Genomic DNA, 13,683 nt, shown 5'->3' on the forward strand with positions numbered 1-13,683 from the left:
TCTATGTGGTTCAAAAGAAATTTAAGCCAAAATACTCCTACTAATCACCATTTTCTGTATTTCAGAAGTTCCCTCATAAATCTGGGTAATCTTAGCGTCACGCATTAATCGTTCTACGTGATATTCTTTTACGAAACCGTAACCACCGTGAATTTGAACAGCTTCTACAGTAACATCCATAGCTACTTTACTGGCATAGAGTTTAGCCATAGAACCCTCTAAAGTATAAGGCAAACCTTGATCTTTTAGCCAAGCCGCTCTATGAACCAACAATCTGGCTGCTTCTATTTGGGTAGCCATGTCTGCCAGTTTAAAAGCAATGGCTTGATGATCTGCAATGGGTTTACCGAAAGCTTTACGCTCTTGTGCATAAGCCAAGGCCAATTCGTAAGCGCCTGCAGCAATACCTAACGCCTGAGCTGCAATGCCAATTCTTCCACCTTCTAAGGTTTTCATGGCGAATTTAAAACCAAAACCATCTTCGCCAATGCGGTTTTCCTTAGGCACTCTCACATCGTTGAACATCAGCGAGTGCGTATCTGAACCTCTAATGCCAAGCTTATTTTCTTTAGGACCAACGGTAAAGCCAGACATTCCCTTTTCTACAATAAATACGTTGATGCCTTTATGCTTTAATTCTTTATGAGTTTGTGCAATTACTAAATAAGTACTTGCTGTACTACCATTGGTAATCCAGTTTTTGGTGCCATTTAGTAGATAATAGTCGCCTTTGTCTTCTGCTGTGGTTTGCTGCGAAGTTGCATCAGAACCAGCTTCGGGTTCAGAGAGGCAAAATGCGCCGATTTTTTCACCAGAAGCTAAGGGTTTAAGATATTTTTCCTTTTGCTCTTCAGAGCCGTATTTTTCCAAACCATAGCAAACCAATGAGTTGTTTACCGATACCACTACCGACGCAGACGCATCTATTTTAGAAAGCTCTTCCATTACCAGCACATAAGAAATGGTATCCATTCCGCCCCCGTTGTATTTTGGGTCAACCATCATTCCCAAGAAGCCCAGCTCGCCCATTGTTTTTACTTGCTCGGCAGGAAATTTCTGATGTTCGTCTCTTTCTATTACTCCTGGTTTCAGTTCATTTTGGGCAAAATCCCTAGCAGCTTGCCTAATCATTTGCTGCTCTTCGCTCAGTTCAAAATGCATAGTATTTAAGGTATATTGGTTAATGCCAAATATAGTATTTTTAAATAATACTATGCAAACATAATAATTTTATCAGCCTCGCAACTAGAAAGAAGCCACATAAGTATCTATATAGTTAGCCCTGTTTGTTAGGTATTGCTTAAGCTTGGCCACATCATTGGTAAAATTGACATCGCCCTTTTTCCAAAGCACATAATCCGCATCTTTAGACAATTTGATCTGCTTCGCATAATTATCAACAAAGGTTAATAGCACTGGCAACTGATTGGTTTTAAATGCTTGCCATTTTTGTTTGTACAAAGCTTTAATCGTTGGGTCGCTTAGCAGCCTCATAAAAAACTTATAGCCAGGCCTGGTAGACACGCTACTGCTAAACAACGGTCTTGTTGCCGACGAGAAATGTACACCGCTTCCCTCGTAGCCATAAGCCCAATCGAAATCCCACAACGGCCCCATACAATACTTGCCATTTTTGGGCTTATATAAATAGGTGCTCTTAGGATGGCTTAACTCTTCATTATCTGTTAAATTGGCCACAATTAAAAAATTCACCAAAATATCTTTGTCCATATAATCGAGGTAGTTATTATTAGGAAAGCTAGTTGCAAAAACTAAATTCTCTAAGGTTTGAAAGGCCATTTGGTGAGCCGCAACTTCGCTTTGCGCCGTTAATTCTGGATATTTAATATTTACAGGTAATTGATAATTTGTAGATTTGAACTTATACGTTTCATCGTAATATGAGTCCAACTCCAATAAAGTACCTCCATCAGCAATATTAACCCTATTTTCATCTACTTCTACCTGCTCTGTAAACAAATAGCTCCCCATATAGGTGTTATTAATGGTCACATCTACCGGCACAAAATGATTGGTATATGGAATATTTAGCAATTGTCCGGCTTTTAATGCTACTGCATTTAACATTAACGTGCCATCTAAATAATTTGCCAGAAGCACCCAATTTTTAGCCTTAGGCAAACCAAAAATAGAAGTTTTGCTATCTAGTTTTAACCGATACGGTTTTTTTGCATAAAGCCATGTTGAGTTTCCTCTGCCCTTAATACTTGTAGTAGTATTTACATCGGCATAAATTCCTTTGCCATCTATATTTACGGTTGCTTTTAGATAGTTATCTTTTGAAACAATAGGGCTATTGCCGTCTGTTACAATGTAGATATGTGGCGTAGCCGATACCCATTTTACTTTTATATTTACATCTTTTCGATATCCTTTGCTAGATATTAATGACACCACATTGTTTGCTGAAAAATCAACAGTAGTTTGCCCGCTAATAAGCTTTACGTTATTTATTAAAACTTCTTTTGCTTTGGTAACAAAAGTTGGTTTCAGTTGCTTGTTGTCTAATGTCGTTGTTGTTGCCAGAACAGAATCTCCCTTAAACTGAAAGCCTACATCCTGCTGTAAATCGCTGTTTTTTGCCTTTTCTAATATAAACGATTCGAAAACTAGCTCATCATCGGTAATAGCGTTTATTTTTAAGGTGTATTTAACTGCTGCCCCATCTTCTCCGGCAATTTCATAAACAATAACATTTGCAAAATTATTAGATGTAAAGTCTGTTTTTTGCGCAACGCCATTAATGGTAATACTTGTTCCTTCATAGCTAAACGATGCCACCATTTTAGACAAGTTCATTCCTTCTGACAATGTAACAAGAATGTCGTTGCCTTTTATTTCTGCAATAATATCGTTTGATAAAACGGTTGGGTTATTTTCCTTCTTAAGTGTGTATGAAACTAATTTAGCCGTAGCCAACGCTGGCTTACTGGCTTTTTTTTTACAAGAAAAAGATGCGATCAGCAAAAACAAAACGCATAGCACACGTAAGGATATTCTCATTAGGTTAGTGGTTAGTATTTAACCCTAAGATACCCTTTGCCATCGTTCTTTAGGCACAGGAAACAAACGTTTGTGCAGTGAAATATCTGAACAAGAAAGATTTTCTATTTCAACAACCTATTGTTGTCGTCTGGGAAAACCAAGATTGGCTCATATTTCTTAGCCTCTTCTATCGGTAACGAACCGTAAGATATAATGATTAGAATATCGCCAATTTGCACCCTTCTTGCCGCTGCGCCGTTTAAACATATAGCACCCGAACCTCTCTCGCCTTTTATTACATAGGTTTCAAAACGCTCGCCGTTGTTGTTATTAACGATTTGCACTTTCTCATTTGCAATAATGTTGGCTGCATCCATCAAATCTTCATCAATGGTTATACTTCCTACATAATTCAACTCGGCCTGGGTTACCCTTACTCGGTGTATTTTCGATTTTAGAATCTCGATAATCATGCGGCAAAGTTAGTGATTAAGTTTTACAGTTTACATCAAACAGTTTTCAGCTTAAAGTCACAAAAGTTAACGAAAATAAATAACATCGCTATTACTTTGCAGCTAAATTATAGAACCAATTAATTTAACCACCTAAGGCACCTTAGTACATTTAAGTCTTAGATTTTCTTAGATATCTAAGATGGTAAAAAAATAATGCTAATTAATAATTACGTTGTCTATCAGCCTGGTTTCGCCAACTTTTGCAGCCACCAAAGCCACTGTATTTTGATTTGCTTTTTCTGTAATGGGCAAAAGTGTATCGCCATCTGTAATGGTCAAATAATCTAAAGCTACCCCCGGAATAGCGTTGATAATCTGCTTTGCTTGCGCCAACAAATCTGCTAATGGATATTTATTGTAGTTCGCTTCTATAAAAAACAGGGCTTTGCTCAAAACCAGCGAGTGTTCCCTATCAGATTTACTAAGATGGATATTCCTAGAGCTCATGGCCAAACCATCGGCCTCCCTAATTATAGGACAAGTAACAATTTGCACATCAAGATTTAGCGCTGTCACCATATTCTTAATCATCAGCACCTGCTGGAAATCCTTCTGACCAAAAAATGCAATATCCGGCTTTACGGCATCGAACAACTTAAACACAATTTGGGTAACCCCTTGGTAATGTCCTTTTCTGAACTCGCCTTCCAATACAAATTCCGCTTTGCCTAAATCAATTGACCAACTTTCTGGTGTTGGATAGTTAGGGTACATCTCTTTAACCGTCGGCATGAAAACAAAATTGCAGCCAGCTTCGGTCAACATTTTAATATCATGCTCCAACGGACGTGGATATTTCTCTAAATCTTTTGGGTCGGTAAATTGTGTTGGGTTCACAAAAATGCTGCAAACTACAATATCTGCCTGTTTTTGCGCTTCTGCAATTAACGAAAGGTGTCCGTTATGCAAAGCACCCATGGTGGGCACCAAGGCTATTTTTAATCCTTTTACCTTCAAAGGCTTTAATGAGCTTTCGAGTTGGGCAACAGTGGTTATTACTTCCAATATCTTGTGGTGTTTTGAAACCGCTAAATTGTACATTTCTGCATAACTTACAAAGCGGCAATAGCAAGATATTGATAAATATTAATATTTTCCGTACCTTTGCCCCTTGATAATCTTTAAATTAACAGTAATTTAATAATATATGGAGATGGCAAAAACGAAGCTACTGATTATTACCCATGAGATGTCGCCTTTCCTCGAACTCACTAAAATTTCTGAAATTACCCGCCAATTACCGCAGGCTATGCAAGAAAAAGGATTTGAAATCCGCATCTTGATGCCTAAGTTTGGCAACATTAACGAAAGAAGAAATAGGTTGCACGAGGTGATCCGATTATCAGGGATGAACATCATTATTGATGACAATGACAATCCTTTAATCATCAAAGTGGCGTCTATACCAGCGGCTCGTATGCAAGTGTATTTCTTGGACAATGAAGATTATTTCCACAGAAAGTACGTGTTTAGGGATAAAGAAAATAAGTTCTACGCAGATAACGACGAGAGAACAATTTTCTTCTGTAAAGGAGCTTTAGAAACAGTTAAGAAATTAGGCTGGTCGCCTGATGTGGTACACTGCCACGGTTGGATGACTGCTTTAGTTCCTGCTTATATCAAAACTACCTACAAAAACGACCCAACGTTTAAAAATTCAAAAGTTGTTTATTCGGTTTATGAGAACTGCTTCGGTGAAAAACTGAATGCCGACTTTCACAAGAAGGCCGTTATGAACCACATGACAGCTGATGATACTAAAGCTTTTGCCGAAGGCGATTGCAATAGTTTACATATTGGTGCTATAACCCATTCAGATGCAGTAGTTTTTGCTGACGAGAAGGTTGATGATGCGGTGTTAAAATTTGTTAAAGATTCTAATAAGCCAACTTTAGCCTTTAATTTAACCGAAAATTACGACAACTTCTATTCTTTTTATGAAGAAGTTACTAGTGATGAATTGGTTTCTATAGCATAATAAAAAGCTTTATTTAAGAATAAATATGAGATTTTTAAAATTAGACTTATTAACCCTGTTGATAAGTCTTTTTCTTTTCGCCTCGTGCGAAAGTACTTCTACCATAGGTTTGGAAGTTGACCCTGGCAGTGCCATACAGGGCAACCTAATTGATACTGCAACCGTCTCTTCTAGAACAGTACAAGAAGATGCTGCCGCAACAGCAGGACTTGCTCGTTACCCATTTGGTTACGCTAACGACCCCATATTGGGCTCTACTAACGTTAGCTTAGCGCTTGCGGTAAACCTACCAAATGACGCTTACGACTTTGGAACAAATCCTGTTCTTGATTCGGCGGTTTTGATTATGAATTTCAGCACTGATTTTTATGGTGATAGTACCGTAAATTACAATATCGACGTTCATCAGCTAAGCAACAATTTGGCTAAGGAAACCTCATTTCTAAGCTCAAGAACTTACGCAAAAGAAAATACATTGTTGGCAACCTACAACGGAAAGGTTTTTCCTACTACACCTTTTAAAGTTACCAACGTGCTAACTGGCGCACCAGATACATTAATGACGGTTACACCTCAGTTGCGCCTTAAGCTTAACAATAGTTTTATAACCGATAATGTGGTTGCTTTGCCAGCGGCAACCAAGAAGTACAATTCTTATTTCCAACAAGCATTTAAAGGCTTGCATGTACAAATTAGACCAAGTTCTACAGGAGCAATGGGTAATGGAGGAGTAATGTTCTTTAATTTCTCGAATACTTCAGCCAGTCCTTCAACTTCTGGTTTGGTATTGTATTACAGAAAGCAAAATGCTACTACAACTACACTAACAGATACCGTCTCTGTAAACTTTCCTATCAGCAATACATTGGCTCCGGTGGCAAGCACTGTTGCACACACTTATTCTGCAGAAGTTCAAACACAATTAAGTGCTCCAACAACTCAGCAGTTTGGTTTTACCTACCTTAAACCTCTAGGTGGCTTAAGAAACAAGCTTAGCTTTCCTTATTTGAAAAAGCTAAAAGCTGAAGTTGGTAAAATGGTAGTAAACAAAGCGGAACTTATTATTGACTTAAGAAGTGGGACGGATGTCGCTCCGTTTAGAGCGGCACCTCGTTTAGCGCTTTATAGGTTCGATATTGCGGGCCAAAGACAGAACTTGCCCGACAATGATACCGGAAATGGACAAACTTACTTTGGCGATCCAAGAGCAAATCCTACAACGTTCGGTGGATACTTCGACTCGGTTAATAAACGTTATGTGTTTTCGGTTACTGCTTATATACAAGATTTGTTAGATGGAAAGACCGAAGATTATGGCACTTACCTAGCGGTAACTCCCGCATCGGCACTTCAAGTTACGCCGTCATTTAGCACAGCATCAAGAGCAATAATCGGCAGCTTCAAGAAAAATCCCGCAGCCGGAGATAACCTTTTGAAACTCAATATCTACTACACGAAATCGAATTAGATTAAATTTCACGCAAACGTTTGATTAAATCACCCTAAAGAGATATTTTAGGGTGATTTATTTTTTAACCCCCGAAATTTTATGTGTGGAATTGTAGGCTACATAGGCTTTAGAGAGGCCTGGCCGATAGTATTAAAAGGTCTAAAAAGGCTGGAGTATAGAGGTTATGACAGCGCTGGAATTGCGTTGATTAACAACGAAAATTTAAACATTTATAAGAAAGCAGGAAAGGTAAAAGAGCTCGAAGATTTCTCTAAGGGAAAAGATCTTTCAGGCTCAATTGGCATGGGACACACCCGCTGGGCCACTCACGGTGCACCTTCCGACAGAAATTCCCATCCGCATACTTCGCAAAAAGGAAACCTTAGTATCATCCATAATGGTATCATAGAAAACTATGCAACCCTAAAAGAAGAGCTCATTTCTAGAGGTCATTCTTTTAGCAGCGACACCGACACAGAAGTGCTGATCCACCTGATCGAAGACATCTACCAAAACAACAACACTGACCTGACTGAAGCGGTACGTTTGGCCTTAAATGAGGTGACCGGCGCTTACGCTATCGTCATTATGGACGAAGAAAATCCAAACCAGCTAATTGCCGCAAGAAAAGGTAGCCCGATGGTAATTGGTGTTGGTCAAGGCGAGTACTTTATTGCTTCGGATGCTACACCAATTGTAGAGTATACCAAAAACGTAATTTATCTAAACGATAATGAGATTGCTTTTTTAAAAAGAGATGAGCTAGAAATAAAACGTCTGGATAATGTAGTTCAAACCCCATACATCCAAGAATTAGAATTGAAGCTGGAGATGCTGGAGAAAGGTGGCTACGAACACTTCATGCTGAAAGAGATTTACGAACAACCTCGTTCTATCCGCGATTGCATGAGAGGACGCATATATCCAGAAGAAGGCAAAGTACAACTTGGTGGCATTAAGGAATTTGCAGATAAGCTGAAGAACATCGATAGAATTATCATTGTAGCTTGCGGAACTTCATGGCATGCAGGCTTGGTTGGCGAATATCTAATCGAAGAATATGCTCGTATACCGGTAGAAGTAGAGTATGCTTCGGAATTTAGATACAGAAACCCAATTATTACTGAAAAGGATGTGGTAATTGCTATTTCGCAATCTGGCGAAACTGCCGATACTATGGCCGCTATTGAGATGGCAAAGGAAAAAGGAGCAACCATTTTCGGAATTTGTAACGTAGTTGGCGCTTCCATTCCTCGTATTACACATGCTGGCGTTTACACACATGCAGGCCCAGAAATTGGCGTTGCTTCTACCAAAGCATTTACTGCACAAGTTACCGTACTTACGTTGATGGCTTTTTACATGGCGCAACAAAAAGGCACACTTACCAATTCTAAATTAACAGAACTACTTACCGAGTTAGATTGTATTCCAGAGAAAATACAAACGGCACTTCAATCTAACGAGATCATTAAAGAGGTTTCGGCTAAGTTTAAGGATGCAAGCAACTGCTTGTTCTTAGGTCGGGGTAGTGGTTTCCCTGTAGCGTTAGAAGGCGCATTAAAGCTAAAGGAGATATCTTATATCCATGCCGAGGGATATCCGGCAGCAGAAATGAAACACGGACCAATTGCTTTGATAGATGAAGAAATGCCGGTGGTGTTTATTGCTACCAAAAATTCGTCTTACGAGAAAGTAATTAGCAATATCCAAGAAGTAAAAGCAAGAAAAGGACAAGTAATTGCCATTGTAACCGAAGGTGATACAGACGTTAAAAAGATGGCAGATTATTGCATTGAAATACCTGATGCTAGCGAAGCATTTTTACCTCTGTTGGCGACTATTCCCTTGCAGTTATTATCTTACCACATAGCGGTAATGAGAGGTTGCAATGTAGATCAGCCTAGAAACTTGGCAAAATCTGTAACGGTTGAATAAGTACACCAAACCCATATACAATAACGCAGAAGCCCCGAACAGCAATTGTTCGGGGCTTCTGCGTTTGTTATTTAAGTTAGTTGGTTGTAAGAACGATTAGAAAGGTAAATCTCCCGTTTCGTCTATAGATGTAGAGAAATCATCCTCTATTTTATTGTTTGTTGTATTACCATTGTTCTGCGTAGGTTCAAAATCACTTTTTCTACCTAACATGGTGAAATTCTCTGCAACAACTTCTGTAACATATTTCTTTACCTTTTCTTTGTCTTCAAAAGAACGGGTCCTCAATTTGCCTTCAATGTAAACTAGCTTGCCCTTCTGTAAATATTTAGATGCTACTTCGGCCAAACCTCTCCATAACACAATATTGTGCCATTCTGTTTGTTCAACCCTTTTTCCGTCTTTGTTAAATGTCTCTGAGGTGGCTAATGGAAAACTCGCTACGGTAACACCTCCTTCTAAGTGCCTAACTTCGGGGTCCTTTCCCAAGTGGCCCACTAAGATTACTTTGTTAATACCTGACATAAATATATTTGATTAGTCTATATGTTTTTCAATAAAATCCCCAATAATTTTTGGGTGAGGTAATTGTTTAAAAGCTTCAATTTTCACCGATTTAATGTCGGTGTGTTGATTAAAGTTAACAATATAATTATCTATTGCAAAAAATTGAACATATATTATTTGGTGGGTTAGCACGTGCTTTCTACTCTCTAAAACCCTTAGCTCTAAACCCTTGCCAAATAGCTTTTCGATTTCCAATAAAAACTCAGCGTTTACAATAGGCGTTTCTTCCTGTGTTTCTATCAAAGGAAAATCATATAAGTGCTGCCAAACATCTCCAGGTTGGCGCTGCTTAGCGAGTATTTCACCATCAGTTATACCAACAAAATAATTAAACCATCGTTTTCTAATTTTTACCTTTTTTAGCTTGATAGGTAGCTGGTCTATTTTGTTGTTTTTATAAGCATAGCATGTTGTCTGTAATGGGCAAACACCACAATTTGGAGATTTTGGTTTGCATTGCAGGGCACCAAATTCCATTATTGCCTGATTGTAAATGGATGGCTGTTGATCTGCAATTAATTCTTGTGCCAGATTTGCAAATTGTTTAATCCCAGCATTTGAATTGATGGGCTCTTCAATTCCAAAATATCTTGCCAAGACACGGTAAACATTACCATCTACCACTGCACGACTTTCATTGCTTGAAAAGGAAGATATCGCGGCGGCTGTATAATTGCCAATCCCTTTCAATTTAACTAATTCATTGTAACTGGAAGGAAAAATGCCTCCATAATTTGAGACCACGTGCCTTGCCGTATGCAGCATGTTCCTGCCTCTAGAATAATAACCCAAACCTTGCCAGAGCTTTAACACGCGTTCCTCGGGTGCGTTTGCGAAGTCCCTTACGTGTGGGAAATTTTCCAAAAACTTAAGAAAGTAGGGCATTCCCTGCTCTACTCTTGTTTGTTGTAGAATAATTTCCGATAACCAAATCACGTAAGGATCTGTAATGCCTCGCCAAGGCAAATCTCTCTTGTTTTTTAGATACCAAGCAACTATTTCCGACTGAAAAGACATTGTAACAAAAGTACAACAAATGCGTTTAAAAAGGCAAAAGTTGCAGTAAGATGATGGTGGACGGTACAAATAAATCATCTTTTATTTTCCTATCTCACTAAAAAGCAATACTTTTGCAACCCCAAATTACATGTAATTAAAAAACACACACAATAATTAATTAATTTTAGAAATATGACTAAGGCAGATATTATTGCTGAAATATCAACAAAGACAGGGATCGAGAAAGTTGACGTTCAAGAAACAGTAGAAGCGTTTTTTAAAGTAATCAAAAACAACATGATTGCTGGCGAAAATGTATACGTAAGAGGTTTTGGCAGTTTTGTAGTGAAAAAAAGAGCTCAAAAAACTGCTAGAAATATCTCTAAAAACACAGCCATCATTATTCCAGAGCATTTTGTTCCTAGCTTTAAACCAGCAAAAGTATTTGTTGACAAAGTGAAAAACAACACTAAAAAAGCTAAAGCTGAGGCTTAATATTGATTGTTATGAAAAGCCCACGCACAACACAAATTGTAATTATTGCAGGCATTGTATTGCTTGTGGGCTTTTTATTTAGCCAAGATATTAAAGGCTTAAAGCCCAAAGAAGAAGCAACCGCCGAAATGCCACAAGAGGCACAAGCACCTAGCTTAAGTATAGAAGAAGTATCTGCAACTGCCAAAAACCTTATTAGTAACGCTGCTGCTAAAGAACTTACTTCTCTAGAAGCTGCTTATCTAAAAGCGAAAGGCGAAGAAAAGGTAATTCAAGCTAAGTCTTTGGCTCAAAGATGGGATGATTTAGGACAATCGGTTCCTAGTGCTTTTTATTTGGAAGATGCTGCTTTAGGCGAATCTTCTTTAAAAAACTGGTTGAAAGCAGGCGATAAATTTCTGGAAGTATTTGATATTACTAGAGATAGCTTGGTTAAACCTGTGATGTTGCAAAAAGCAAATCATGCTTATGAAAAAGCCATTGCTATTGATTCTACAGACCTTGATGCAAAAACAGGAATGGGAATTACAATGGTAAATGGTAGCGGCGCACCAATGGCAGGTATTACCATGCTATTAGATGTGGTTAAAAAAGACCCGAAAAACTTTAAAGCCAACATGAACTTAGGTATGTTCGCTATAAAATCTGGTCAATTTGACAAGGCGATTACTCGTTTTCAAGACATCATTAAAAACATTAAAGCAACTCCAGACGCTTATTTTAACTTAGCTTTCGCCTATGAAAGCCTAGGAAAAAACCAAGAAGCTATTGATGCTTACTTACAAAGCAAAAAACTTGCGGCTAACCCAACTTTATCTAGTTTCGTAGATAAAAAGGTAGCTGAGTTGAAAAAATAAAAAAGAATTAACAACATTTAAATTTTAAAATTATGCCAAGCGGTAAAAAAAGAAAAAGACATAAAATGGCTACCCACAAACGCAAAAAACGTTTAAGAAAAAACAGACACAAGAAAAAATAATTTTTCTTGATAGTATGGCCGAAAGTAAATGCTTTTTTAAAGGTGTTTACTTTTGGATTCTAAGTTTTTTGGTCCATGTGTTAATAAGGCGTAAAAGCCTTAAAATCTGTAGCTTTGGTAAAAGAATTAATAATAGATTCTACTCCTACGGGGGTAACCATAGCTTTAATTGAAGACAAACAACTTGTTGAACTTCACAAAGAACACGTTAACAACAACTACGCTGTAGGCGATATTTATTTAGGCCGCATTAAGAAAATTATGCCCGGCCTAAACGCTGCGTTTGTGGATGTTGGTTACGAAAAAGATGCATTTTTGCATTACTTTGATTTAGGTCCACAGGTGCAATCTTTGATAAAGCTAACGAAGATTAGACGTAACGGCACACCGGGCACTTTACTAGATAACTTTAAATTAGAAGCCGACATCAACAAAGCGGGAAAAATCTCGGAAGTTGTTAGCAAAAATTTATTGGTACCTGTACAGATTGCCAAAGAACCCATTTCTACTAAAGGTCCAAGACTAAGTTCAGATCTTTCTATTGCAGGAAGATACACTGTACTTGTTCCTTTTTCTAATGTAATTTCCATCTCTAAAAAGATAAAAAGCAATACCGAACGTAATCGTTTAAAAAAGATTATCGAAAGTATTAAGCCTAAAAATTTTGGGGTAATCATTAGAACAGTTTCTGAGGGAAAAGGCGTTGCCGAGTTACAAAAAGACTTACTTGATTCTATTTCTAAATGGGAAAGCTTTATGAAAAAGCTTCCGGAAACAGAGCCTGCTAAGCGTGTTTGGGGTGAAATGGATAGAACATCAACGCTTATCCGCGATATTTTAAGTACCGATTTCACCAACGTATATGTAAACGACCAAGCATTATTTGAAGACATTCGTTCTTATGTGCACGAAATTTCTCCAGAAATGGAGCGTATTGTAAAACATTACAAGCACAAAGAACCAATTTTTGACCACTTTGGGGTTGAAAAGCAAATTAAAAACGGTTTTGGAAAAACTGTAAACTTGGCCGGTGGCGCCTACTTAGTGGTAGAACACACCGAAGCTTTGCACGTTATAGACGTAAATAGTGGTAATAGAACCGCTAGCAAAGAGAACCAAGAAGAAAATGCGCTGCAGGTTAACAAAGAAGCAGCAAAAGAAATTGCCCGCCAGTTGAGGCTAAGAGATATGGGCGGTATTGTGGTGATCGATTTTATTGATATGCACAAACCAGCCAACAGAAAAGTACTGTTTGACCACTTAAGAGAGCTGATGCTTTTGGATAGAGCTAAACATACCATTCTGCCTCCTAGTAAATTCGGTTTGGTACAGATAACCCGTCAAAGGGTAAGACCAGAAATGAACATTGTAACGGTAGAAAAATGTCCTACCTGCGATGGAACTGGCGAGATAAAGGCAAGTATTGTATTAATGGATGACATTGAAAGCAATATGACCTATATCCTGCGTGAGCAGAACGAAAAAAATATTACGCTATGTGTACATCCTTACATAGCAGCCTTTATTAAAAAAGGATTGATTTCCTTACAATGGAAATGGTACTTTAAATTTGGGCAATGGGTAAAGGTGAGAGAGTCTTCTTCTTATCACTTAACAGAGTTTCACTTCTTGTCTGCTAAAGACGAAGAGATTAAGCTCTAACCCTTAAGCAATAAAAAGTCTCGATGAAAATCGGGACTTTTTCGTTTACGGTACTCTAAATCTTATATGCCTTATATGGTCAATATTTTAACCA

Annotated in this window: 12 protein-coding genes; 6 read left to right on the forward strand and 6 right to left on the reverse strand. The window is 38.1% G+C overall.

Annotated elements, in window-relative coordinates; genetic code table 11:
• Positions 1 to 21 precede the first annotated feature (21 nt).
• The 4 genes from REI64_RS09310 to panC form a co-directional block, all read right to left on the reverse strand.
• A complete protein-coding gene (locus REI64_RS09310) occupies positions 22 to 1,161 on the reverse strand; it encodes an acyl-CoA dehydrogenase (RefSeq protein ID WP_308849841.1) in 1,140 nt (379 codons plus the stop codon).
• 84 nt (positions 1,162 to 1,245) lie between these two features.
• Positions 1,246 to 3,024 (reverse strand): CotH kinase family protein, encoded by a 1,779-nt coding sequence (locus tag REI64_RS09315; protein WP_308849842.1) that lies wholly within the window; start codon positions 3,022 to 3,024, stop codon positions 1,246 to 1,248.
• Positions 3,025 to 3,128: 104 nt separating this feature from the next.
• Entirely contained in the window at positions 3,129 to 3,479 is a 351-nt protein-coding gene (panD, locus tag REI64_RS09320) for an aspartate 1-decarboxylase (protein ID WP_097133386.1), read from the reverse strand.
• Positions 3,480 to 3,677: 198 nt separating this feature from the next.
• The gene (gene panC, locus REI64_RS09325) at positions 3,678 to 4,526 is read right to left on the reverse strand and encodes a pantoate--beta-alanine ligase (protein ID WP_308849843.1); all 849 of its coding nucleotides are present in this window, start codon (positions 4,524 to 4,526) and stop codon (positions 3,678 to 3,680) included.
• 148 nt (positions 4,527 to 4,674) lie between these two features.
• On the opposite strand from panC, the gene REI64_RS09330 reads away from it, so the two are divergent.
• From REI64_RS09330 to glmS, 3 genes are all read left to right on the forward strand, one after another.
• A complete protein-coding gene (locus REI64_RS09330) occupies positions 4,675 to 5,499 on the forward strand; it encodes a glycogen/starch synthase (protein WP_308849844.1) in 825 nt (274 codons plus the stop codon).
• Positions 5,500 to 5,524: 25 nt separating this feature from the next.
• Complete coding sequence (locus tag REI64_RS09335) at positions 5,525 to 6,967, forward strand: DUF4270 family protein (protein ID WP_308849845.1); 1,443 nt, start codon at positions 5,525 to 5,527, stop codon at positions 6,965 to 6,967.
• Between the two features lie 81 nt (positions 6,968 to 7,048).
• Complete coding sequence (gene glmS / locus REI64_RS09340; RefSeq protein WP_308849846.1) at positions 7,049 to 8,887, forward strand: glutamine--fructose-6-phosphate transaminase (isomerizing); 1,839 nt, start codon at positions 7,049 to 7,051, stop codon at positions 8,885 to 8,887.
• Between the two features lie 96 nt (positions 8,888 to 8,983).
• Here the strand turns inward: glmS and REI64_RS09345 are convergent, their stop codons facing one another.
• Positions 8,984 to 9,412, reverse strand: a complete 429-nt coding sequence (locus tag REI64_RS09345; RefSeq protein WP_308849847.1) for a single-stranded DNA-binding protein — start codon at positions 9,410 to 9,412, stop codon at positions 8,984 to 8,986.
• Positions 9,413 to 9,424: 12 nt separating this feature from the next.
• The gene (gene mutY, locus REI64_RS09350) at positions 9,425 to 10,471 is read right to left on the reverse strand and encodes an A/G-specific adenine glycosylase (RefSeq protein WP_308849848.1); all 1,047 of its coding nucleotides are present in this window, start codon (positions 10,469 to 10,471) and stop codon (positions 9,425 to 9,427) included.
• 174 nt (positions 10,472 to 10,645) lie between these two features.
• Here mutY and REI64_RS09355 point away from each other — a divergent pair, with 174 nt between their 5' ends.
• The 3 genes from REI64_RS09355 to REI64_RS09365 all read left to right on the forward strand — a co-directional run bounded on the left by REI64_RS09355 (position 10,646) and on the right by REI64_RS09365 (position 13,589).
• Complete coding sequence (locus REI64_RS09355; protein ID WP_097133391.1) at positions 10,646 to 10,948, forward strand: HU family DNA-binding protein; 303 nt, start codon at positions 10,646 to 10,648, stop codon at positions 10,946 to 10,948.
• Between the two features lie 11 nt (positions 10,949 to 10,959).
• Entirely contained in the window at positions 10,960 to 11,805 is an 846-nt protein-coding gene (locus tag REI64_RS09360) for a tetratricopeptide repeat protein (protein ID WP_308849849.1), read from the forward strand.
• Positions 11,806 to 12,041: 236 nt separating this feature from the next.
• The gene (locus REI64_RS09365; RefSeq protein WP_308849850.1) at positions 12,042 to 13,589 is read left to right on the forward strand and encodes an Rne/Rng family ribonuclease; all 1,548 of its coding nucleotides are present in this window, start codon (positions 12,042 to 12,044) and stop codon (positions 13,587 to 13,589) included.
• Positions 13,590 to 13,683: the final 94 nt, after the last annotated feature.

Source organism: Pedobacter sp. (assembly GCF_031119335.1).
Taxonomy (GTDB): Bacteria; Bacteroidota; Bacteroidia; order Sphingobacteriales; family Sphingobacteriaceae; genus Pedobacter.